Genomic DNA, 23,581 nt, shown 5'->3' with positions numbered 1-23,581 from the left:
ACGTTCCAGATTAACGCACTGTGCCTGTTCTGCATGATTGTGTGGGTTATGACCATCACGCTTTTTGTGAAGACCACGGTCCGCAATGTTTCGGTGGGGGTTATTCCGGCGTCGCAGTCGATGCGTGAGAGCGCTCGCGGCTGGTCGTGGTTTGCGATTAGCCTGTGGTTGATCCTGATTTTCGGCATTATTGTGATCCGCTTCTTTGAGGTCATTGTGAATATGATGCGCTAAGCGTTGAGTTGTACCGCCCCGGTGCCTGTTGGTGCCGGGGCGTTGCTGTACCCTCAGGCAGATTGTGCTGGGCGGATTGTGCCGGGAAGAATGTGGCGGGTAGATTGCGGTGGGTAGCGGGGGAGGTGCCGGTGACCCGCCGTGAAGTCAGCGGGGAGGCGGCGCGGGTGCGTATAATGGTCAGGTATATTCATGAGCGGCATCAGCCGGAGCCGTCCGCGGGTTTTGCCTGCGGCGTTGACTGCCTGCCGTTTTACTGGACACTAGATTCTTGATACCCCTTCGAGGAGAACCGTGAAGACTGCCGGAATTGCCGCAATGGGCGCTGCTGCCGTTATTTTTCTGACTGCCCTGCTGTTGCTGACCGCCGGTCACTTCTCGCTGCTGTGGGTGATTCTGCTGGTGGTTTCTCCGTTTGTTTTCATTCTGGGTGTTCCGTTTGCGACCGGTTCCGGTCCGGAGTACCTGCCGACTGACCCGAAGCTTGCTCAGCAGGCTCGTGAGGCGCGCGATGCGGAGCTGGGCCTGAACTAGCCCCTCCTCGTAAGAACTTTTTGAAGCCGGGTGGTGCATAGTGGCACGCCCGGCTTTGCTGTACTCGCTATGGTGCTCGCCGCAGTGCCCGCGCATCCGGCTGGGAAGTGATGCCCGGATTGGGGGGGGGCGGGGTGGCTTAGAGGCACCCGCTACCGGGTATAATGAAAGACGGTGTCTTGTGCGCCCCGCACGCGCATGAAGATCCCCACCAACGCATCGAGGGAGAGTACCCGATGAGCGCCGGCTATAAGCCGCGGAGCATAACTGTCGCACCGCGCGGGCCGCCCGCCTCGGCGAAGAAACCCGAAGACCGGCAGGGCACCCAGGAAGGGTGTGAGCGTGCCGTGCTCGAGAGCGAGGTGGCTGTGACCGTCGCGGCGCGCTCTGCGTTCCGCCCGCTCGCCCCCTACGGCAGAAGCACTGAACGAGATAGTGCCCGGTAGCGCCGATGAACGCGTGCCGTAGGGTGAGGCTTGAGCCGCGGTGACAGCAACTAGGCTTTGCGCTGTATGCGCGCTGTTAAAATCCTTGCGGTGCGGAGCAGGGTGTAACGAAAGAAGATTAATGTCTGACGAGAAGAACGTCGAACTTGGGGTTTTTGAGGCGCTGAACGCCCTCGCGGAGGAGAAGAACGCCTCTGCAGAGACCCGTGAAACTCTGCGTAAGAATGTTCGTGAGAGCTCTGATGCCCAGCAGGGTACTGAGCGCCGCCGTCCGGGTCGCCCGAAGAAGGAGAAGGCTCCTGAGGTTCCCCTGGATGAGGCGATTGCTGCTGGCCTGACCAACCTGCGTAACGCGAAGGCTAAGCACGCGCCGGCACCGAAGGTTGCCGCTCCCGCTGCGTCTGAGACCGAGGTTGCTTCTACCCTGGATAGCCTGTTTGCGGCTGCTGAGAAGAAGGCGGCTGAGACTGCTGTTGAGGAGAAGACCGCGAAGGTCGAGACCGTCGAGAAGACCGCGAAGGTTGAAGAGGTCGCCAAGGTTGAGAAGGTTGCTAAGACCGAGACCGTGGAGAAGACCGCCAAGGTCGAAGAGATCGCCAAGGTCGAGAAGGTGACCAAGGCAGGTAAGACGGCAGAAAAGGCAGAAGAGACTGCTGAAGCTGAATTTGTTGAGGGCGAGGCCGCTGCGGAAGCCGAGGTTGAGGCTGAATCAGAGGAGACTGCCGAGAAGCAGGCTGAGAACACCGAGGCTGACTCCGCAGAGGCAGAGCCCGCAGCAGAAGAGTCTGCTGAGGAGCCCGCAGAAGCTCCCGAACCCGTAAAGACCATTAGCGACCTGCAGCGCGAAAAGCTGCAGGAGCTGCGCTCGCGTACCCCCATGGGTGCGATGCCGCTGTTCATGGCGCCCGAGCCGGAGGAGCTGAGCGAGCTCGCTGTTGCCGCCAAGCTGGAGCGTGAAGCACGCCGCGCCGCTGCTGAGGAGCAGAAGCGTAAGGAGCGCATGGAGCGCCGCCGCGAGGAGGCTGCCGCTGAGGCTGAGGTGACGAGCCACCGTCGCCGTCGTCGTCGCCGCGGTACCGAAGATATTGAGATTGAGGGCGGCGTTGATGATGACGTTGAGACCGTCACCAAGGTGCGTGCGCCGCGCCTGGCTGACTCTCACGCATCCAACACCGTGACCGGTGTGCGCGGTTCTACCCGCCTGGAGGCGAAGCGTGTGCGCCGCCGCGAGTCCCGTTCCCTGGGCCGTCGCCGCCACATCGTGACTGAGGCTGAGTTCCTGGCTCGCCGCGAGTCCGTGGACCGCCAGATGCTGGTTCGTCAGAAGGACGGCCGCATCCAGATTGGTGTGCTTGAGGACGGCGTGCTGGCTGAGCACTTCGTGTCTAAGACTCAGCAGGATTCTCTGATTGGCAACGTGTACCTGGGTAAGGTTCAGAACGTTCTGCCGTCCATGGAAGCTGCATTCGTTGATATTGGACGCGGCCGCAACGCTGTGCTGTACGCGGGCGAAGTCAACTGGGATGTCACCGGTCTGGACGGTGCGCCCCGCAAGATTGAGAACGCCCTGAAGCCCGGCGATTCGGTGCTGGTGCAGGTCACCAAGGATCCGATTGGTCACAAGGGCGCCCGCCTGACCAGCCAGGTTTCCCTGCCCGGTCGCTTCCTGGTGTACGTGCCGGGTGGTTCGATGACCGGTATTTCCCGCAAGCTGCCCGACACCGAGCGTGCTCGCCTGAAGAAGATTCTGAAGGACAAGCTGCCCGAGGGCGCTGGCGTGATTGTTCGTACCGCGGCGGAGGGTGCTTCTGAGGAGGAGCTGACCCACGACATTAACCGTCTGCGTGCGCAGTGGGAAGAGATTCAGGAGAAGGCTAACTCCCGCAAGGTGCTGGCTCCGGAGATGCTCTACCAGGAGCCTGACCTGATGATTAAGACCGTACGTGACGTCTTCAACGAGGACTTCACCGCGATGATTGTTCAGGGTGAGAACGCCTGGGATTCCATCGAGGCGTACGTGACCTACGTGGCGCCGGACCTGGTTTCCCGCCTGCAGCAGTGGGATGGCGAGGATGACCTCTTCGACCACTACCGCATCAACGAGCAGCTGGCGAAGGCTCTGGACCGTAAGGTGTACCTGCCTTCGGGTGGTTCGCTGGTGATTGACCGCACCGAAGCCATGACCGTGGTGGACGTGAACACCGGTAAGTTCACCGGTAGCGGCGGCAACCTGGAAGAGACCGTCACCAAGAACAACCTGGAAGCTGCTGAGGAGATTGTCCGTCAGCTGCGTCTGCGCGATATTGGCGGCATTATCGTCATTGACTTCATTGACATGGTGCTTGAGTCGAACCGTGACCTGGTTCTGCGTCGCCTGATTGAGTGCCTGGGTCGTGACCGCACCAAGCACCAGGTGGCTGAGGTGACCTCGCTGGGTCTGGTTCAGATGACCCGTAAGCGTCTGGGTACCGGTCTGCTTGAGGTCTTCTCGGAACCCTGTGAGCAGTGCGCTGGTCGTGGTCTGATTGTGCATGATCAGCCGCTGAGCGGTCGTAGCGGTGGTGCGTCGGATTACATCCACCGTCACGAGCGTAATGACCGTAAGCGTGCCCGTGCGGCTGCCCGCGAGGATTCGCGTGACCAGCAGAAGCAGGATGCCCTGGAGTCGAAGAAGGCTGAGCGCCGTAACGCTATGGCTGCGGTGGCTGCCGCATCCGCTCAGGCTGATGAGGCTTCGGAGGAGACCACTTCGACCCGTAAGAAGCGTAAGCGTCGCAAGCGTTCGCGCCGCGCGGAGACCGCTGAGCTGTCTCTGGAGCAGGAGATTCAGGGTATTGCCGAGGCTGCCAGCGAGCAGGCTCACGCGGAGGTTGCTCAGCGTGAGGACAAGGTCGCTGAGGTCACCGAGGGCAACTGGATTGGCGAGCAGGGCGGTTTCTCCCTGGAGCAGCTGGCGAGCGCGTTCGACCGCGTGGAGGAGTCCGCTGAGGATTCCTCGAATGGCTCTGACCAGGAGCGTTCGGAGGACCGTTCTGAGGAGCGTCGTTCGTCCAAGCGTGGCGAGAAGAAGTCTTCTCGTAACCGCCAGCGCCGCGAGCTGACCGATGCGGATATTGCCGCTGTGGAGGATTCCGGCGCGGGTGCGCTGGAGGACGAGCACCACGTTGACCCGGAGCTCGACCCGCGTTTCAGCCGTTCCTCGGATCGTTTCGAGGCGATTCGCGCCGGTGAGGCGAAGGCTCGTGCTTCTCAGAAGGCTGGCCGTCTTGCCCGCACCGAGGGTGAGTCGTTCCGTTCGGGCCGTGAGGATCGTTCAGCGAAGCGTCAGGACCGCGAGCAGCAGAATGCTGAGGCAACCTCCGAGAAGGCTCAGGAATCCAAGCGTGTTGAGCGTGAGGACCTGCGCATTGAGGATGTCCGCGAGACTCCGCGTGCGTCCCGCCGCCGTGCTCGTCGTGCCGCTGATGAGAAGCGCGCCGAGAAGGCTGCTGAGCAGAGCATGGCATCTGAGCAGGCACCCGCAAAGGGTGATAAAGTTGAGAAGTCCGCGAAGGCTGAGTCTCGCCCGGTGGTAACCGGCGTGATTGGTGCTCCGGCTGTGACCGGTGTGATCGGTGTGATCGGTTCGGCTCCTGCCGCAGTTGAGGCTGAGGCTCCGGTTGAGGAGGCTCAGAAGCCTACGGCTCAGGTGCCCGGTTCGACCCCGCGTAAGCGTCGCACTCGCCGTGCGGCTTCGAGCGCTGGCGCTGGTGCTCAGGTCGTGACCGTGGACGCTTCCGAGCGTGCTGAGGGTTCCGTGGTTGCTTCCGCTTCTGTTGCGGATGTGGCTCCGGTGGCTGATGACGCTTCGGCTCCTGTCTTGTTCGGCATTGGCGTTGCCGCTGCCGATATTAAGCGTGAAGGTAAGGACGATTAGTCTTTAGCTTCCGATCATCGGAATTCCGATGGTGTGTATGTTGCGCCCCGGCGGGGTGGAGTAATCCACCCCGCCGGGGTTTTTATGCCCGGTTTATCTGCGGTGTATCTGCCGGGGTTGAGTAGTATCACGTGCCGACTTCGGGTGTTCCGAAAATTTATCTATTGCGCGGCGCGTAGATGATGCCGTATCCTTAAGGACTGGTGTTTATCTCAGTGAAGCCCTATCGACGCAGGGCCAGCGGGAGACACCGCTCCCACCCGCATCGTCTTCGGCGCGGTCGAGTATTCGGCAGAGTTTGGAACGTGCGGGAGAGAGACACCACCGGTGAGCCTCGCGTGTTGGCTTCGGCGGGCAATCCCGTCGGAACGCACGGGCCGTTCCTCCTTGTTCGCGGTTATTCGACTGGCGGGGGAGGGCGCACAGCAATGAAAGCGCAGGCTGCTCATTCGTGTGAGATCCAAGAAGCAAGTTGTCGAGAAAAGTGAGTCCCATAGTGGCATACGCGATTGTACGCGCTGGCGGCCGCCAGGAGAAGGTTTCCGTAGGCGACCTCGTTACCCTTGACCGTGTTGCAGGCGAGCCCGGCAGCACCATCGAGCTGCCCGTGCTGCTGCTCGTCGACGGTGACAAGGTCACCGCTGACGCAAAGTCCCTGGCTTCCGCCAAGGTTGTTGCTGAGAAGGTTGAGGATCTGCGCGGTCCGAAGATCGTTATTCAGAAGTACAAGAACAAGACCGGTTACAAGAAGCGTCAGGGCTTCCGCGCCGAGCTGACCACCGTCAAGATTACCGCTATCAACGCGTAATTAAGACGACCGGAATTCAACCCTAAGGTAGGAATACAGAATGGCACACAAGAAGGGCGCAAGCTCCACCCGTAACGGCCGTGACTCGAACCCCCAGTACCTCGGTGTTAAGCGCTACGGCGGCCAGTCCGTCAACGCAGGCGAGATTCTCGTTCGCCAGCGCGGCACCCACTTCCACCCCGGCCTGAACGTTGGCCGCGGTGGCGACGACACCCTGTTCGCTCTGGCAGCAGGCACCGTCGAATTCGGTACCCGCAAGGGCCGCAAGGTCGTTAACATCCTGGCAGCAGCTGAGTAATACTCACCGCTAGGGCAGAGGGGGTAGGCGTTAGTCTACCCCCTCTCGCTATGACCTCGAATGCCGTGGACGCCCGTGCTGGGTTCCACGATGAGGCGCACCCCAACCCGGTCGCGCCTGCCGCCGCATCCGCAGCATGATTGGTGTGTGCCGTGCGGTGGCGAAGTGAAGATGTTCAAGATAAGGAGAACCCGTGGCAGAGTTCGTGGACCGCGTGGTCTTGCATGTATCTGGCGGTCGCGGAGGTAACGGCTGCGTCTCCGTGCGACGTGAAAAGTTTAAGCCCCTGGGCGGCCCTAACGGCGGTAATGGTGGTAATGGTGGCGCAGTGATTCTGCGCGTGGATAACCAGACCACGACCCTGTTGGAGTACCACCACAGCCCGCATCAGCACGCCCCGAATGGCGATATTGGTCGTGGCGATATGCACCACGGCTTCAACGGTGAGGACCTGATCCTGACCGTGCCGCAGGGTACTGTGGTGAAGGACCGCGAGGGTAATGTTTTGGCTGACCTGCTGCGTGTGGGCGACGAGTATGTTGCTGCCCGTGGCGGTATGGGCGGTCTGGGTAACGCTGCGTTGGCTTCGGCTAAGCGTAAGGCTCCCGGTTTTGCTCTGTTGGGCACCCCCGGTGAAGAGGCTGATATTGTTCTGGAGCTGAAGTCCATTGCGGATGTGGCTCTGGTGGGTTACCCCTCGGCGGGTAAGTCTTCGTTGATTGCTGCGATTTCTGCGGCGCGTCCGAAGATTGCTGACTACCCGTTCACCACCCTGATCCCGAACCTGGGTGTGGTGCAGGCGGGCGATGTTCGCTACACCGTTGCGGATGTTCCTGGTCTGATTGAGGGCGCTTCGGAGGGCCGCGGTCTGGGTCACCGCTTCCTGCGCCATGTGGAGCGTTCTTCGGCTCTTGTGCATGTGATTGACTGCGCTACTTTGGAGCCGGGCCGCGACCCGATCAGTGACTTTGAGGTGATCCGCGGCGAGCTGCAGAACTATGAGGTTGACCCGACTGCGGGTGTGACCGTGCCGCTGCATGAGCGTCCGCAGATTGTGGTGCTCAATAAGATTGACGTTCCTGAGGCTCGTGAGCTGGCTGAGTTTGTTCGCCCCGAGTTTGAGGAGATGGGCTTCAAGGTCTTCGAGATTTCGACTGCTTCCCATGAGGGTCTGAAGTCCCTGATCTTTGCGATGGCAAAGCTTGTGGAGGAGGACCGCGTGGCTCGTGCCGCTGCCGAGAAGGAAGCGGAGCGCGTGGTTGTTGAGGCTCCTGTGGTTCGCCCGAAGGGTTTCCGCGGTAAGAAGAAGCAGGAGTTCACTATTCGCCGCGAGGAGCGTAACCTTGAGCCGCTGTTCCGCGTGATTGGTGAGAAGCCTGAGCGTTGGATTCAGCAGACTGACTTCAATAATGATGAGGCTGTCGGCTACCTGGCGGACCGCCTGGCGCGCCTGGGTGTTGAGGATGAGCTGTTCAAGGCTGGTGCTCGTGCCGGTGACGCCGTGGTGATTGGCGAGAACGACAACTCGGTGATCTTCGATTGGGAGCCGACCATGGTCGGTGGCGCCGAGCTGCTGTCCTCCCCGCGTGGTACGGACGCTCGTCTGGAAGAGATTATTCGCCCGACTCGTGCGCAGAAGCGTGTGGAGTACAAGGAGCGTATGGACGCGAAGGCGGAGGCTCGTGCCGAGCTGGAGTCCGAGCGTGTTGCAGGCGTGTGGACCGAGTCGGTCGAGTACCGCAAGAAGCTGAAGGAAGGCAAGGTCGACGAGAATATCGACATGCCGAACGTTGATGACTAATAGCTGAGCGTTAGCTGTTGCCTGGCTGATGCTTGGTCGGTAGGTATTGGCGCCGCGTGCCGGGGTTCGCTCCGGTGCGCGGTGCTTTCTTTTGTTTTCTGCGCAGCCTCTTGCACGACATCTTACGCAGCCTCTTGCGCTGGTTTTGCGCGGCGGAACATGCGGGTGAGCCTGCGGTCGGGCGGGCTGGCTGGGTATTCCACTGGCGGCTTAGCTCACCCCCGTCATTTCGGTGTTTTTGACCGTAAGCAGGTAGCATAGAGGGGAATGTACGCGGGCACCTTTTTCGGTGTTGCGTACCTTCTGTGTACCTGCCCGCATCCGCGCCTGTAGTGGCTTTTTAGCTGCCGTGGTGCGGTCTCTGTCCCCAGCAAGGACGGCATTTGTGACTGACCAGCCTGTTCACCTTGATTTTGGTGCTCCGAGCACCGAGTCGATTCCCCCGCGCACTCCCGGTCGGGTGCGTCTGGGCGTGATGGGTGGAACCTTCGACCCGATTCACCACGGACACCTGGTGGCAGCTAGTGAAGTTGCCGCCGTGTTCGACCTGGACGAGGTCGTGTTCGTTCCGACCGGTCAGCCCTGGCAGAAGGTGGGGGAGCGGCACGTGAGTGACGCTGAGCATCGCTACCTGATGACGGTGATTGCGACCGCGTCGAACCCGCGTTTTACGGTGAGCCGTATTGATATTGACCGTGGCGGCGCCACCTACACCTTTGATACGCTTAACGAGTTGCGCGCCCTGCGCCCGGATGCTGACCTGTTCTTCATTACCGGCGCGGACGCGATTAGCCAGATTATGACCTGGCGCAATGCCCATAAGCTGTGGGATTTGGCGACTTTTGTGGGCGTGACCCGCCCCGATCATGAGCTGGATCCGCCTCTGGCAGAGGGTCGTCATATTACGACCCTGAAGATTCCTGCGATGGCGATTTCTTCGACCGATATTCGTCGCCGCGCAGCTGCAGACGCCCCCATCTGGTACCTGGTGCCCGATGGTGTGGTGCAGTACATTGCTAAGTACGGCCTGTACAAGAAGGACGCCTTGACGGCGTACCGTGACGGCTTGCCCCACGTGAAAGATGAGTCTGGGCAGGCACCCCAATCGACGAATAATGAGGGAACACATGAGTGAAGCTACGGGTTCGAAGCCCTATAGCGAGGACGAAGCGTACCTCTACGAGACGTACGTGACCGAGGACGGCATTGAGGTGCCGCCGCCTACTAAGGTGATGGGTCCGCGTCGTCTTGCCCGCTACCGTGAAGAAGTTGCCGAGTACCTGCGTGCAGCCCGCCGCGGTGAGCCCGCGAAGCCTGTTGCGAACATGGGCTCCGTGATTCATGCGGGTGCTATTGACCCGCAGGTTCTGGCTGTGCAGCGTCGTTTTGCGGCGTTGGCGGCTCAGGGCAAGATTGAGACTGAGGCGAACGATGAGGAGAAGCTGCACGAGCCTGCTCCTCTGACCAGTAGCCTGCGTGTTCTGCGCCCTGAGGAGATTGCGCAGAACCGTGTGGATGCGACCAGCCCCTCTGCGGTGGATAATCCGATGACTTCTTCGATCCCGGTGATTGCCGTGGTCAAGGAGGAGGAGCCGGAGCCCAAGCTGCACCAGTACCTGGTGCGCGATGAGCCGAAGGTTGAGGAGCTGGACAGCTCCGTCGCTGAGGTCGAGGAGACCGAGGCTGCTTCCGTTGAGGAAGAGACCGTTGAGGCTGTCGAGGTTGAAGAGTCTGCTGACGAGCTGCCCACCCGCGTGAGCGCCGTGAACGCGCAGGGTCTTGACTTGAGCGTGCTGGATAGCTCTTCTGCCGGTGACACCGTAGATTCGGTGGACGGCGACCCGACTGTTGCTCTGAGCCCGGATGAGGTTGAGGAGCTGCTGCAGCGCATGGTGGATCGTCAGGATCCCGAAGAGTCTGCTGCTCTGGTTGAAGAGGCCACCGAGGAAGCCGAAGAGTCTGAGGAAGCTGCGAAGGACGCCGAGTCTAAGGCTGCTGCTTCTAAGGCTTCTGATTCCAAGTCTGCTCCGGTGCCTTCCGCTGAGGCTTCCAAGGACTCTACTTCTGAGAGCGCTGTTGAGAAGGCTGAAGAGGTTCTGAAGCCCGCGCAGAAGACCTCCCTGGCGTGGCTGTGGATTGTTCTGCTGCTCGCCCTGGTCGTTGTCGGCTTGATTATGATTTTTGGCCCTAAGTAGGCCGTGAGCATGCACCCTCTTGGCGGGTGCTGCCGGTGGGGTTCTGCCGGCAAGAAAGGAAAATATGACTGCTGCACAGTCCTCGGTTGAGGCTCTGCGCATTGCCGCCCGCGCTGCGGAGGAGAAGCAGGGAACTAACCTGTTCGCTGTGGATGCATCCGATGCGATGGGTCTGATTGATGGCTTCCTGGTGGTTTCTGCCCACAATGAGCGCCTCGTGAACGCTGTCGCGGATGAGGTTGAGGACGCTCTGCGTGAGCAGGCTGACCTGAAGCCGGTTCGCCGTGAGGGTCGTTCCTCGGGTCGTTGGATTCTGCTGGACTTCGGCGATATCGTGGTTCACGTTCAGCACGAGGAGGACCGCGAGTTCTACGCTCTGGATCGTCTGTGGGCTGAGGCTCCGCGTATTGAGCTGGGCGTTGAGAACGAGGCTCCCTTCGACATCGAGGGTGAGACTGAGGAGGATGCTGCACGCATCATTCCCGCTCAGGACGAGGCGTAAGCTTTCGCTTGATTTTTAGGGGAGGGGCGAATCCTGCTGGCGCTGTTGTGGCGCGGTGGGGTTCGCCCTTCTTGCTGAGTTGCCTGATTCTTGCTGAGCAGCCTGAGCCTCCGGTAACTTTTTTGGTTTTGGGGCGTGCGGGTTTGCATCACTCGCTGGGGTGTGTGTAATATATTCATGTTGCCTCGTTGAGGTTACTAACAAAATATGGGGATATGGCGCAGCTGGTAGCGCACCTGCATGGCATGCAGGGGGTCAGGGGTTCGAGTCCCCTTATCTCCACGTTTTCCTCGGTTGAGGAGCTTGTCGCCCGGTTCTTGTGAATCGGGCGATTTTGCTATCCACTGATAACTCTCGATAGTCAACAACGCAGTTCATAGTTGAGGAGAAGCACATGGGAGCGCACGAACATCACGGCCACGGCGGGCATCATGACCATTCGCATGCCCCGAGCCCGGAGGACGCCGCTTCGATGCGTCCGCGTCTGCTGATTGCGTTCAGTCTGGCGGTCGTTATTGTGTTGGCGCAGGCGATCGGTTCGCTGGTCACAGGAAGTCTCGCGCTGCTCACTGATACGGCGCACGCTGTTACGGATGCCTCCGGTCTGCTGGTTGCGCTGACGGCGGCTTCGTTGATGACGCGCCCGGCGACCTCGCGCCGCACGTGGGGTTTTCGCCGCATTGAGGTGCTTGCCGCCCTCGGGCAGTCGGTGCTACTGCTGGCGGTGGGTATCTACACGGCGGTGGAGGGCGTACATCGCCTGTTCGCCCCGCCGGAGGTGCCCGGCACCGAACTGCTGATCTTTGGTGTGGTCGGCCTGGTCGCAAACGTTATTGGCATTGCGGTGCTGGCTACGGCGAGGAACGCGAACTTCAATATGCGTGCCGCGTTCCTGGAGGTGCTCAATGACGCCCTGGGCTCGCTGGGCGTGATTGTGGCGGCTATCGTGATTTGGCTGACCGGCTTCTACCAGGCGGACGCCCTGGCGGGTCTATTCATTGCGGCGCTGATTGTGCCGCGTGCAGTACGTTTGATGAAGCAGACCACGGCGGTGCTCATGGAGTTTACCCCGGACGGCCTGGACCTGGACGCGATGCGTGAGCACATGCTGCGCGTTGACGGCGTTGTGGAGGTGCACGATGTGCACGCCTCGATGGTGGCGACCGGTCTGCCGGTGGTGACCGCGCACGTGGTGGTTGCCGATTCGTGCTTCCATGATGGGTCTGCAGTGGAGATTTTGGACCGTATCCGTTCGTGCGTGGCGAGCCATTTTGAGGTGTCGGTGGAGCACTCGACTTTCCAGCTGGAGACTGCCGAGTTGGGTGGTCGTGAGTCGGCTTCGATTCGCCACCCCTAAGCCACTTGAAAACCTTGCGTGTATGATTTCTGCGTGCCGGAATGGCGGGGGAGAAGTGACCGTTATATTTGGTGGCTCAACTATGCAAAAGATACACTCATTAGGGAGCAAAAGGTGCTCCTCACCCACATCCTTTGACAGGCTCCACGGCCTCACGAAGGGGTGCCGCACAAGCCGAGCTGAAACGGAACAGCCGGCGGGCGCATCCATAGATTTTTGACGAGAACAACCACGATTAGCAGCAGATACGGAACACTATGCATTCACCTATTGCCACTTACCTGACCGAGACCCTCGAGTCGGTCGCTTCTGATACCTCCGGTGAGCTGGCAAACTACATTCCGGAACTTGCCGCCGTGGACCCGGACAAGCTCGCCGCGTCTATCGCCATGGTTGATGGTGAGCAGTACGCCGCCGGTGACTCCGATGTGGAGTTCACGATTCAGTCGATTTCTAAGCCGTTCGTGTACGCTCTGGCGCTCGCGGATCGCGGCTATGATGATGTGCTTGCGAAGGTGGGCGTGGAGCCTTCCGGTGAGCCGTTCAATGAGCTGTCCCTGGAGGATGGCTCCGGTAAGCCGCTGAACCCGATGATTAACGCGGGCGCAATTACCACCCATTCGCTGGTGGGCCCTCCCGGTGCGACTCAGGGCGAGCGCATGGAGCGCGTCATTTCTGGTCTGTCTGCGTTTGCGGGCCGCCGCCTGTCGGTGAATGAGCGCGTGTACGAGTCTGAGCTGGAGCACGCGCACCGCAACTACGCGATTGCGCACATGCTGCGCGGCCACGGCATCCTGACTGGTGACCCGACCGTGGCGGTGCAGGGCTATACCCGCCAGTGCTCGCTGATGGTGACGGTCAAGGATTTGGCGCTGATGGCGGCGACTCTGGCGAACTACGGTGTGCATCCGGTGACGGGTGAGCAGGTGGTTCCTAAGACTGTGGTGCGTCAGGTGCTGAGCGTCATGTTCACGTGCGGCATGTATAACTCGGCGGGTGACTGGGCGACCCAGGTGGGCGTTCCGGCGAAGAGCGGCGTGGGCGGCGGCATTATTGGTGCGGTGCCCGGCCAGCTGGGCGTGGCGACGTTCTCCCCGCGTCTGGACGGTCACGGCAACAGCGTGCGCGGTGTGGAGCTGTTCGAACAGTTCTCTGACGACATGGGCATGCACGTGATGAACGTGCCGACTGTGGCTCGTTCGGCGTTGCGCGCGAACTACCTGATTGGTTCGGGCGAGGATTCGATGCGCCTGATTCAGCTGCAGGGCCGCATCCGTTTTGCGGGTGTGGAGCGCGTGATCCGTGAGATTGTGGAAGCCCCGATGGAGGGCTCGAAGGTCGCCCTGGATGTGACGCGCGTGTACGCGGTGGATGAGGTCGCTCAGAGCATGCTCCTGGAGCTGATGCGTCGTCTGCGGAATGACGGGTACAAGGTGTACCTGATTGATAATGACGAGACGATCACGAACACGGATGCGCTGCGCAGCATGGGTGTGAAGATTCTGACGAACCCGGCGGCGGTGACTTCTGCCGAGTCGGATGCTGAGCGCGTGGCTGAGGCTGACGCTGAAGAGGCTGCGGAGGCGGCAGCGCTGGAAGCGCTGAAAGTGTCGGAGCCCGCTGAGGCGGAGTAGCCGGTAGAGCCTGAATCCGAGTTGGTTTCTAGCCGAGTACTTGGCTCCACGGTTTCGTGAACTTTATAGATTGAGGCCCCTTTCCCGGGCGCGTTATGAACGCGTTCTGGGGGAGGGGCACTGCTGTGCTGTGGCTAGGGTTCCTACCGTGCGGCGCTGGAATCTGTAGCGTGTCGAGTGTGGTCTCTGGTGAGGAACCGGTAGGAAAACGCGTAAAGGTTCGTTCTTGGCAGCGTTGTTAATCATTAAGTAATATTTTGAATTTTTCGATATCTAACGGCGGTCTCATCATACACTCGTAATATGAACACTGTTCCACACTCAGAAACACCTATCGCTCCTCGTCAATCCGCTATCGCTGACCCCGCCGCTACCCCAGCAGTATCGGGTGCTTCTGCCCGTGCCTCCATGGGTCGACGGGAACTCTTGCGCCACGTTGGTACCTTTGGTCTGGGCGCGGTGGGTTTCGGTGTGCTGGGTCTTGGCTTGACCGGCTGTACCCCGTCCGCGGCTGATGATGCTCACGGGGCAGCTAGCATCACCCCGTCGAACACCCCGTCCGGCAGCGCATCTGGTAGCGCCTCGGCAAGCTCGTCGGCCACCCCCTCCCCATCTGCAACTGGCTCCGCATCGGGTTCTGCATCCCCGACCGCCGCGGCGTCTAAGACCGCTTCTGCGACTGCAACCTCCTCGAACCCGGTCCCTGCGGCTCGCGCCTGGGACGGCCCGCAGACCGGCCTGCCCGGTGAGGGTAAGTACATTGCGTGGACGGTCGATGACGGCGCCGACCCGGAGGTGGTGCGCGCCTACGCGGAGTTTGCACACCGTACCGGTACGCGCCTGACCTTCTTTATTAACGGCCAGTACCCGGCGTTTAAGCAGCATCGTGACCTGTTGTTGCCGCTGGTGAAGAGCGGCCAGCTGCAGATTGCGAACCATACGTATAGTCATGCGGCGTTGACGAGCCTGACGGATGAGCAGATTGTTCAGGAGCTGACCCGTAATGATGAGGAGATTAGGCGGCTGTTTGGGGTGTCGTCGAAGCCGTATTTCCGCCCGCCGTACGGGTATTATGATGCGCGCGTGTTGGCGGCTGCGGCGTCGTGTGGTTTTACGCGCCCGGTGTTGTGGTTCGGGTCGTTGGCGGATTCGTCTAATATTTCTTCGGCTGAGGTGTATGCCTATGCGGAGAAGTATGCGTTGGCTCAGCATATTGTGATTGGGCATTTGAATTATCGGGGTGTGGTGTCTGAGCTGGACCGTATTCGGGCGTTGTTGGATCGGCGTGGGTTGAAGACGGTGACGATTCGCGACTATTACGGGTAGCGCGGGGGAGTCCCGGCGGGGTCTGGTGGGTATACTGGGAGGCATGACGAAGCTTCCTCAGAACCCTCTCCTTCGGCAGGTGCACCGCTTCCGTGAGGCACTGCTGTTTTTGCTGTATTACACGGTCTCTTTTCAGGGTGTGCGTTGGATGCGTACCCGCCACCCGCGCCTGGCGACGGCGTGGTCGGTGACCCTGTGGGTGAAGATGGTGCTGCATGGCATGGAGCAGGTGGTGCGTATGCTGGTGCCGGTCCTGCAGGATGCGGAGGCGCGCCGTGCTCGCGCTGAGCGTGCCCGCGCCTACCAGCCGCGCTAACCTCACCGGCTGAGCTGACAGAACTAGGCTGATACGACGGAGCCCCCTTGTCCCGGTTCAACTAAGAACCAGGACAAAGGGGGCTTTCGCTATAAGAACGGGCAGAAGCCTAATGCTTCTTCTTCGGCTCGCACGCCACGCCGTCACCATCAGAATCAAGACCCGGACGGTAACCCGGCTCACCACGATGCAACGGTGCCGCACCAGCTGCACGTACCGCATCACAATTCTTGTAATAAACACTCGACTGCGCCGGGGCCTGCTGCACCGGCTGAGCGGGCGCCTGCTGAGCAGGAGCCTCAGCCGCCGGAGCCGGTGCCTGCTGGACGGGTGCCTCCGTAGCTACCGGAGCCTGCTGAACAGGAGCCTCCTGCTGAACCGGTGCCTGCTGCGCGGGCGCCTCGGAAACCGGAGCCGCCGGCGCCGCCACAGAAGGCGCCTCAGTAGCTGGAGCCTGCACGGGAGCCTCAGTCGTCGGAACAGGCGACGGGGCCAACGTCGGGGTAGGAGACTCCGAAGGAGATGCAGACGCACTTGGCGTCGAAGAAGCAGTAGGAGAAACCGAAGAGCTAGCCGAAGCAGAAGCCGACGATGACGCAGACGGCGTAGACTTCGGAGCACGAACAGACGAAGAGCAACCAGCCAGAAGCAGAGCACCCGCAAGAACACCAGCGGTCGCGGCGTGAATTTTCAAGACAATATTCCTTTAAAAGTGAGTGGACAAGCGTGTTCACCGTAGAACACACACTCCAGTGTAAAGGAAAACAGCCTCACCCGCAGACAATATCGAGCCGCCCACAAAGAGTCCAACAAGGAAAGATACAATGTGCGGGCACAACAAAGCCCCCTTGTACCGGTTCACACAGAACCAGGACAAGAGGGCTTTCGCTCCATCTAGGGGCCACCAGCCAGGGGTGCTAGGGGAGTAGCACCCCCGCCGCGCCTCCCTCAGCAGATACTAGGAGCAGTTGCCGTTCACATCGCAGGACGGACCCGCCTCCGCGGCATTGGCACCCGCGGCGTTAGCGCCACCAGCCGCGCCCGCCAGCGGGTTCAGGAACTCCACACGGTGAGTCTCCTCCCACACCTGACGCAGCGCCTGCACCAGCATCTTCGCAGGCTGCGCACCACTGACCGCCCACTTCGACTCAATCAAAAAGAACGGCACACCATTAATGCCCAGCTGACGCGCCAACTGCTCATCGGCACGCACATCCGCCGCGTAGCGGTCGCTCTTCAGCACTGCCTCAACCTCGGCAGTATCCAGACCAATCTCAGAAGCAATATCCAGAATCGACTCGTGATCCTGCACCGAACGGCCCTGCGTAAAGTACGCCAGCTTAAACGCCTCCTGCGCCGCCGACGCCAAACCCTGCTCCGCCGCATAATGAATCACACGGTGTGCATCAAACGTGTTACCGTACCGCGCCTGCCGCCAATTGAAATCCAAACCCACCTCGCGGGCACGCTCCGCCAACGACTCCTGGCTCGCAATCGCCTGCTCCAGCGGCATCTGATACTTGCCCGCAATCAGCTCAGGCAGCGAACCGGCAGGATGCTCCGTAGCCGACGGGTCCAGCTCAAAACTATGCCACACCACCTCAACCTCGTCACGGTGCTCAAACTCGGCGAGCGCCAGCTCCAGGTTACGCTTGCCCACGTAGCAGAAGGGGCACACAATATCGGACCAAATATCAATACGCATGTTATCTATTCCTCTCACACTCGGATGCGGCACACAGCCGCCACTATACGCTCACCTAACGCCCCGGCTACCGCACTTATTCCCGCCGGGTTTATCCCCGGTACGTATTCCCGCCGGGCACGGCAAAGCCCCCTCGCGCCGGTCCGTACAGAATCTCTGCACGGGAACCGGGCAAGGGGGCTTCATCGGGGAAGGTCTACACCAACCTATCGGCGGGCAGTCGCCGAAGCGCTCTGCGAAGCCGCAGGAGCAGTCGTAGCCGCCGGTGCCGTCGTCGCACGAGCAGGCGGAGCAGTCGTTGCCGCCGGGGCGGTCGTCGCCTGCTGGCTAGCCGCAACCTCATCCTCATAGCGGGTGGTCGGTGCCTGAGTCGGAGCCTCAGTGGTCGGCTCCGGGGTAGGGGCCTCCGTAGTCGCCTCGGGGGACGGGGTGTGCTCCTCCGGGGTTGCGGTCGGCGAAGGTGCCGCCGCCTTGATCTCTTCCTCGGATGCGTCACCGTAGTAGTCACGAATCGTCACCGCAGTCAGGCCGCGGTCATCAATCAGGCCCTTCACCTTATCCAGGATCGGGATGATCGTTTCGTAGTTCAGGTGGCCCAGCACAATCTGCTGCGGCAGCATGTAGCGGATGCAGCGCATGTAAATCACGCGGGAGCTGGTCTTCGCCTCATCACCAGTGGTGCCGTTCCACATGACCGGGCGGGTAAAACCAATCTCACCGGCAGCCTTCAGAACCGCATCGTTGTAACGGCCGTACGGCGGGCGGAAGTACGGCTTCGACGAGACACCGAACATGCTCATAATCTCGTCTTCGTTACGCTGCAACTCTTCCTTCACGCCCTCAGCGTCCAGGGTGGTCAGGTCGGCGTGGCTGTAGGTGTGGTTCGCAACCTGAATCTGGCCGCTCTGAACCAGCGGACGCAGCAACGACACGTGCTCCTTGAAGCCGGTGTACGAAGCGTTAATGAAGAAGGTCAGGCGAGTATTCGTACGCTTCGAGAACTCAGCGTAGCCGCGAATCGCCTCCGGGCTTGCGCCGTCATCAACAGTCCACGCAACATACTTACCCTCACCAACGAGGGAGTTGCCGATACCGGGCCATTCGCGCGGCTTATCAACCGGGTTGCCAGCAGCGGCAGTCGTCGGCGAATTCGTGGGTGCGGGGCGAGTAGCGGCAGCAGTGGTCTCGCCGCCAGCCTGATACGGAGTGAAATTACCGCTGGTGCCGTCGTAGTCATTCGACTTCTTCGAGCAGGCAGCAATCAGCGGAAGCATAGCAGTGCCGAGCACAAAAAGTCGGCGGTTAGGCTGTGAGTGGGTCATACCTTCCAGGATAACGCCCCCACCTGCAAGGAACGAATCCGAACAGCGAATACACCCTAAATAATGTGCACATCACACCCCGCGCTCAGCACCACAGTATTAATAGGTATAAAAACTAGGTATAAGAACACAAAATCCTAAAGCCGTAAGCCGGTAACGCTCCGCTACACTAGTGGGATGGAGAATTTGGGCACTCACGAACTGCGCAACCTTGTGAACGATGCTGCCGACGAGGCAGTCAACATCGGCTACCGCGTTGCAGACCGGCTACACCGGTGGCGAGAAAAGCGCGCCATCGCCGCCGGTCGCGAGCCTATCCTCGTGCCCACCGAAGGCTACGGCCGCGCCGCATCCGACGGAAACCCCGGCTGGGTCCGCGTTATCGCCCGCGCCCTCTACAAGACGGTCACCCTCGAACGCCTCCTGCAGGTCGTCGACGGCACCCAAGACACCGCCAATCCCATGCGCGGCTGGCGCTCCTTCACCGCAACCGCAATGTCCGACGCGCCCGTCACCATCGTCATCGGCGGCACCAAGTACGAGGCGTACACTGACCGCGGCGGCGTGCTTGACGTAAAACTCAGCATCGACCTGGAACCCGGCATCCACGAAGTCGTCATGTACGTGCCCGGATCCCGCGCCGTAGCAACCAGCGTCTACATCGTTCCCGAAAGCCAGAAGCTCGGCGTCATCATGGACGTGGACGACACCGTCATGGTCACCATGCTGCCGCGCCCCCTCGTCGCCGCCTGGAACTCCTTCATCCTCGACGAGCACGCACGCATCCCCACCCCCGGCATGGCGGTCATGACCGACCGCATCCGTCGCAGCCACCCGGATGCGCCGTTCATGTACCTGTCCACCGGCGCCTGGAACATCACCCCGACCCTGCGCCGCTTCCTTAGCCGCAACGGCTACCCGCGCGGCACGTTCCTGCTGACCGACTGGGGCCCCACCCCCGACCGCTGGTTCCGCTCCGGCACCAACCACAAGGTCGAGTCCCTGCGCCGCCTCGCCGAGGAATTCCCGCAGATGAAGTGGATTCTCGTCGGCGACGACGGGCAGCGCGACCCGTACATCTACAACGGCTTCGCGGTACGCTACCCGGACAACGTGGCGGCAATCGTCATCCGCAACCTGACCGTGGGGGAGACCATGCTCGCCTCCGGCCGCGTGTGGAGCGACTACCGCGCCGAGCAGATGATGCGCTCGCCCCTGTGGATTGAAGCCACTGACGGCGTAACACTGAGTAAGAAACTGCGTGAGCTGGGCCTAATCGATTTCTAGGCGGCAGCCGCACCGGTACTTCTCGCCGGTTGCTAAAACCAGCGCCGATACCCAGTAAACCCACCGTAAATACCGTGAAATACCGGTATATGCGGTGGGTTTTGCCATTCCAGAAGCATTAACCAACTTAAACCCACGACACACCGGCTACCGAAAAAGAGTTAAAAATCTTTTCTACAGCCTTAATCACACAGCTTAGACCCGCTCGAAGGGGGTTAACCCCCGCCTTTAAGAAAGTCTGTTCTGCTTTAAAACCGCGCCGTTCCGCGCAAGAACGGGGGAGAGTTAAGATCTCTTTAAAATCAAGCCCGAATCTGCCGGGTTTTATGCCCCCGAAAGCATACATGAGGTTAACTAAACCTCAACTCAGTGAGCGAATGAACCCTTAAAAATCCTGCCCAACTTAAACCCCACCTGTGGATAACCCGGCACACCCCGCGAAAATACGGCGAACTAGCCCCGGAGCAGGGTGTGGATAAGCTGTAGACACCCCCTCTTAAGTGGGTTCAGCTGTGGGTTTATCGAACGAAACACGACCCTCACACCACATCATCTTGTGGTGAAGAAATTTCTCGACACTAGATGTAGTATTAATACTCGGTTCCACCACTACGGCACCTTAAGTGTCCTGCCCCAGCGCAGGAAACCGCCACACCCCACTAGGAGGGGGCAGCGGACGGCACAGCGCCCGCCGTAAACAACACGTGGCGAACCACCGACGAAACACGCCAGATTCATTCACGAGATAACCCCGCCTGAGCGGGAGAAAGTAAGAGGCACCCCAATGGTAGTGACCGTGTACACCAAGCCCCAGTGCGTCCAGTGCAACATGACCTACCGCGCCCTCGACGCGAAGGGTATCAGCTACACCAAGGTTGATATCACCGAAGACGCTCAGGCCCTCGAAATGGTCAAGTCCCTCGGCTACATGCAGGCACCCGTTGTCATCGCAGGCGAGGAACACTGGTCCGGCTTCCAGCCCGACAAGATCAACGCTCTGGCAGCGTAACAACCAACCCGGCCGAAACCCGTACAAACGGAATCGGTACGGAACACCCGGCACAAGAGATAAGGAGTACACGTTGAGTACCGCCCTCACGCCCACCCCCGTCGACGAGCACGCAGAAATCCGCAAGATTCTTATGGACGCACGCAACGCCTCCGAGGGTCGAGCGACCGGGGAGCCGATGGATTCCTCCGCACCACTCATCGTGTACTTCTCCTCCATCTCAGGTAACACCCACAAGTTCGTGGAGAAAATCCGTGCCCGCCGCCTCCGCCTGCCGCTGCGCACCGGCGAAGACACTCTCATTCTTGATGAGCCGTTCGTGCTCATCGTCCCCACCTACGGTAAGCCTGAAGGCGCCGGTAACGTTCCCCCGCAGGTGGTTAAATTCCTGAACGTGGAGCAGAATCGCAACCACATACTCGGTGTGATTGGCTCCGGCAACACCAACTTTGGTCCGCTCTTCGGTATCGCGGCAGACATTGTCGCCAAGAAGTGCGATGTGCCCGTGCTCTTCAAGTTTGAGCTCATGGGCACCGATTCAGATGTAGAAAAAGTCAACGAAGGATTGGAAGCATTTTGGACGCAAAACTGCCCTCAGCACTAGAAACTCTCGGTGCAGGCCACAACGGCAAGAGCGTGCCCGAGAAGTTCAAAGGTATGAGCTACCACGAGCTGAACGCACTGCTGAACCTCTACGATGAGAACGGCCAGATCCAGTTCGATGCAGACCGCCAGGCAGCACGTCAGTACTTCCTGCAGCACGTCAACAACAACACCGTCTTCTTCCACGACCTGGAAGAGAAGATCGAGTACCTGATCGAGAACCAGTACTACGAGCCGGAACTCTTCGACAAGTACAACTTCCAGTTCATTAAGAACCTGTTCAAGCGCGCCTACGCCGTGAAGTTCCGCTTCCCGACCTTCCTCGGTGCCTTCAAGTTCTACACCTCCTACGCGCTCAAGACCTTCGACGGTCAGCGCTACCTGGAGCGTTTCGAGGACCGCGTCTGCATGGTCGCACTGCTGCTGGCTGAAGGCAACGAGAAGCTCGCCGAAGACATCGTCGACGAGATTATCTCCGGCCGTTTCCAGCCGGCAACCCCAACCTTCCTCAACGCAGGTAAGAAGCAACGCGGCGAGCTCGTCTCCTGCTTCCTGCTGCGCATGGAAGACAACATGGAGTCCATCGGTCGCTCCATCAACTCTGCACTGCAGCTCTCCAAGCGCGGCGGCGGCGTGGCATTCGCCCTGACCAACCTGCGCGAGTCCGGTGCGCCCATTAAGAAGATTGAGAACCAGTCCTCGGGCGTTATCCCCGTCATGAAGCTGCTGGAAGACGCCTTCTCCTACGCAAACCAGCTCGGCGCGCGTCAGGGTGCCGGTGCCGTGTACCTGCACGCACACCACCCCGACATCTACGCCTTCCTGGACACCAAGCGTGAGAACGCTGACGAGAAGATCCGCATTAAGACCCTCTCCCTGGGCGTTGTCATCCCCGACATCACCTTCGAGCTGGCGAAGAAGAACGAGGACATGTACCTCTTCTCCCCGTACGATGTGGAACGCATCTACGGCGTGCCCTTCTCCGACATCAACGTCTCCGAGAAGTACTACGAGATGGTCGACGATGCACGCATCACCAAGACCAAGATCAACGCACGCGAGTTCTTCCAGACCATCGCAGAGATCCAGTTCGAGTCCGGCTACCCGTACGTGATGTTCGAAGACACCGTCAACCGCGCGAACCCCATCGCCGGTAAGGTCATCATGTCCAACCTGTGCTCCGAGATCCTGCAGGTTTCTGAGCCGTCCACCTACCACGCTGACCTCGGCTACGAGACCGTCGGTAAGGACATCTCCTGCAACCTCGGTTCGCTGAACATTGCACTGACCATGGACGGCGACGACTTCGGCAAGACCGTGGAAACCGCGATTCGTTCGCTGACCTCCGTCTCCGACCAGTCCGACATCCGCTCCGTACCCTCCATCGAGCGCGGCAACGGCATGAGCCACGCCGTGGGTCTGGGCCAGATGAACCTGCACGGCTACCTGGCACGCGAGCATGTCTACTACGGTTCTGAAGAAGCACTGGACTTCACCAACATGTACTTCTACACCGTCGCCTACCACGCAATCCGCGCCTCCATGCAGATTGCTAAGGAACGCGGCCAGCGTTTCGAGGGCTTCGAGAACTCGAAGTACGCGTCCGGTGAGTTCTTCGCAAAGTACATTGAGAAGGAATGGGCACCGCAGACCGAACGTACCCGCGAACTGTTCGCTAAGCACCACATCCCCACCCGTGAAGAGTGGATTCAGCTGGCTGCTGACGTGGCACAGTACGGCATGTACAACCAGAACCTGCAGGCTGTTCCGCCGACCGGCTCCATCTCCTACATCAACGGTTCGACCTCTTCGATTCACCCGATTGCTTCGAAGATTGAGATCCGTAAGGAAGGCAAGCTCGGCCGCGTCTACTACCCGGCACCGTACATGACCAACGAGAACCTGGAGTACTACCAGGACTCCTACGAAATTGGTTACGAGAAGATCATCGACACCTACGCTGTGGCAACCCAGCACGTGGACCAGGGCCTGTCGCTGACCCTCTTCTTCCGCGATACCGCAACCACCCGCGATATCAACCGCGCCCAGATTTACGCATGGCGTAAGGGCATCAAGACCATCTACTACATCCGTCTGCGTCAGATGGCTCTTGAAGGCACCGAGGTTGAAGGCTGCGTATCCTGCATGCTCTAGCCTGAATGCTGTGACGCATTCAGCCTGAGCTGGCACACTATAACTAAAGACTGGAAGGGGCGGTTACGGTGAACACGCAAACCGCCTGCGCGACTGGCTGGGCGCGCGTGGCACTGTAACCGCCCCTTAAGAAT

The 23,581-nt window shown here is 60.3% G+C and carries 19 protein-coding genes, 1 tRNA gene and 1 pseudogene; 18 read left to right on the top strand and 3 right to left on the bottom strand.

The genetic code is table 11. The annotated features are described in order from the left end of the window. The 14 genes and pseudogenes from HXO69_RS02580 to HXO69_RS02515 form a co-directional block, all read left to right on the top strand. Window positions 1-234: pseudogene (locus tag HXO69_RS02580) on the top strand (vitamin K epoxide reductase); the annotation flags it as partial. Between the two features lie 294 nt (window positions 235-528). Next, on the top strand, window positions 529-768 hold the full coding sequence (locus HXO69_RS02575; RefSeq protein WP_012903409.1) for a hypothetical protein: 240 nt from the start codon (window positions 529-531) through the stop codon (window positions 766-768). 567 nt (window positions 769-1,335) lie between these two features. After that, entirely contained in the window at window positions 1,336-5,130 is a 3,795-nt protein-coding gene (locus HXO69_RS02570; RefSeq protein WP_296545133.1) for an Rne/Rng family ribonuclease, read from the top strand. A 496-nt stretch (window positions 5,131-5,626) separates the two neighbouring features. After that, on the top strand, window positions 5,627-5,938 hold the full coding sequence (rplU, locus tag HXO69_RS02565) for a 50S ribosomal protein L21 (RefSeq protein ID WP_005505764.1): 312 nt from the start codon (window positions 5,627-5,629) through the stop codon (window positions 5,936-5,938). Window positions 5,939-5,978: 40 nt separating this feature from the next. Further along, on the top strand, window positions 5,979-6,236 hold the full coding sequence (gene rpmA / locus HXO69_RS02560; protein ID WP_005505766.1) for a 50S ribosomal protein L27: 258 nt from the start codon (window positions 5,979-5,981) through the stop codon (window positions 6,234-6,236). Window positions 6,237-6,429: 193 nt separating this feature from the next. Next, window positions 6,430-8,037 (top strand): GTPase ObgE, encoded by a 1,608-nt coding sequence (obgE, locus tag HXO69_RS02555; protein WP_070615851.1) that lies wholly within the window; start codon window positions 6,430-6,432, stop codon window positions 8,035-8,037. Window positions 8,038-8,422: 385 nt separating this feature from the next. Beyond that, complete coding sequence (nadD, locus tag HXO69_RS02550) at window positions 8,423-9,172, top strand: nicotinate-nucleotide adenylyltransferase (RefSeq protein WP_070819561.1); 750 nt, start codon at window positions 8,423-8,425, stop codon at window positions 9,170-9,172. Next, on the top strand, window positions 9,165-10,232 hold the full coding sequence (locus HXO69_RS02545; protein ID WP_296545132.1) for a sulfite reductase subunit alpha: 1,068 nt from the start codon (window positions 9,165-9,167) through the stop codon (window positions 10,230-10,232). Before nadD ends, HXO69_RS02545 begins: the two co-directional genes overlap by 8 nt. Before the next feature lie 64 nt (window positions 10,233-10,296). Then, window positions 10,297-10,734 carry a ribosome silencing factor gene (gene rsfS / locus HXO69_RS02540; RefSeq protein ID WP_044142238.1) on the top strand — a complete coding sequence of 146 codons (438 nt, stop codon included), beginning with the start codon at window positions 10,297-10,299 and terminating at the stop codon, window positions 10,732-10,734. A 209-nt stretch (window positions 10,735-10,943) separates the two neighbouring features. After that, window positions 10,944-11,016 (top strand) — tRNA-Ala (locus tag HXO69_RS02535). Window positions 11,017-11,128: 112 nt separating this feature from the next. Further along, window positions 11,129-12,091, top strand: a complete 963-nt coding sequence (locus tag HXO69_RS02530; protein ID WP_296545130.1) for a cation diffusion facilitator family transporter — start codon at window positions 11,129-11,131, stop codon at window positions 12,089-12,091. 257 nt (window positions 12,092-12,348) lie between these two features. Then, window positions 12,349-13,725, top strand: coding sequence for a glutaminase (locus tag HXO69_RS02525; RefSeq protein ID WP_296545128.1), 1,377 nt, complete (start codon window positions 12,349-12,351; stop codon window positions 13,723-13,725). A 303-nt stretch (window positions 13,726-14,028) separates the two neighbouring features. Further along, window positions 14,029-15,051 carry a polysaccharide deacetylase family protein gene (locus HXO69_RS02520; protein WP_296545126.1) on the top strand — a complete coding sequence of 341 codons (1,023 nt, stop codon included), beginning with the start codon at window positions 14,029-14,031 and terminating at the stop codon, window positions 15,049-15,051. A gap of 43 nt (window positions 15,052-15,094) precedes the next feature. Then, complete coding sequence (locus tag HXO69_RS02515) at window positions 15,095-15,367, top strand: hypothetical protein (protein ID WP_296545124.1); 273 nt, start codon at window positions 15,095-15,097, stop codon at window positions 15,365-15,367. A gap of 109 nt (window positions 15,368-15,476) precedes the next feature. On the opposite strand, the gene HXO69_RS02510 is transcribed toward HXO69_RS02515, so the two are convergent. From HXO69_RS02510 to HXO69_RS02500, 3 genes are all read right to left on the bottom strand, one after another. After that, entirely contained in the window at window positions 15,477-16,061 is a 585-nt protein-coding gene (locus HXO69_RS02510) for an excalibur calcium-binding domain-containing protein (protein WP_296545122.1), read from the bottom strand. A gap of 264 nt (window positions 16,062-16,325) precedes the next feature. Beyond that, on the bottom strand, window positions 16,326-17,072 hold the full coding sequence (locus HXO69_RS02505) for a DsbA family protein (protein ID WP_296545120.1): 747 nt from the start codon (window positions 17,070-17,072) through the stop codon (window positions 16,326-16,328). A gap of 206 nt (window positions 17,073-17,278) precedes the next feature. Next, a complete protein-coding gene (locus HXO69_RS02500; RefSeq protein ID WP_296545118.1) occupies window positions 17,279-18,394 on the bottom strand; it encodes a polysaccharide deacetylase family protein in 1,116 nt (371 codons plus the stop codon). Between the two features lie 177 nt (window positions 18,395-18,571). Here HXO69_RS02500 and HXO69_RS02495 point away from each other — a divergent pair, with 177 nt between their 5' ends. The 4 genes from HXO69_RS02495 to nrdE all read left to right on the top strand — a co-directional run bounded on the left by HXO69_RS02495 (window position 18,572) and on the right by nrdE (window position 23,447). Then, on the top strand, window positions 18,572-19,681 hold the full coding sequence (locus HXO69_RS02495; protein WP_296545117.1) for an App1 family protein: 1,110 nt from the start codon (window positions 18,572-18,574) through the stop codon (window positions 19,679-19,681). Between the two features lie 784 nt (window positions 19,682-20,465). Continuing rightward, the gene (nrdH, locus tag HXO69_RS02490) at window positions 20,466-20,690 is read left to right on the top strand and encodes a glutaredoxin-like protein NrdH (RefSeq protein ID WP_296545116.1); all 225 of its coding nucleotides are present in this window, start codon (window positions 20,466-20,468) and stop codon (window positions 20,688-20,690) included. A gap of 73 nt (window positions 20,691-20,763) precedes the next feature. After that, window positions 20,764-21,294: a class Ib ribonucleoside-diphosphate reductase assembly flavoprotein NrdI gene (gene nrdI / locus HXO69_RS02485; RefSeq protein WP_296545114.1), complete on the top strand. Its 531-nt coding sequence runs from the start codon at window positions 20,764-20,766 to the stop codon at window positions 21,292-21,294. Then, window positions 21,267-23,447: a class 1b ribonucleoside-diphosphate reductase subunit alpha gene (gene nrdE / locus HXO69_RS02480; RefSeq protein WP_294604160.1), complete on the top strand. Its 2,181-nt coding sequence runs from the start codon at window positions 21,267-21,269 to the stop codon at window positions 23,445-23,447. Before nrdI ends, nrdE begins: the two co-directional genes overlap by 28 nt. The last annotated feature ends 134 nt before the right edge of the window (window positions 23,448-23,581 follow it).

The sequence above is a fragment of the Rothia sp. (in: high G+C Gram-positive bacteria) genome, assembly GCF_015265375.1.
GTDB lineage: Bacteria > Actinomycetota > Actinomycetes > Actinomycetales > Micrococcaceae > Rothia.
This window is presented reverse-complemented; position numbering and strand designations above follow the sequence as displayed.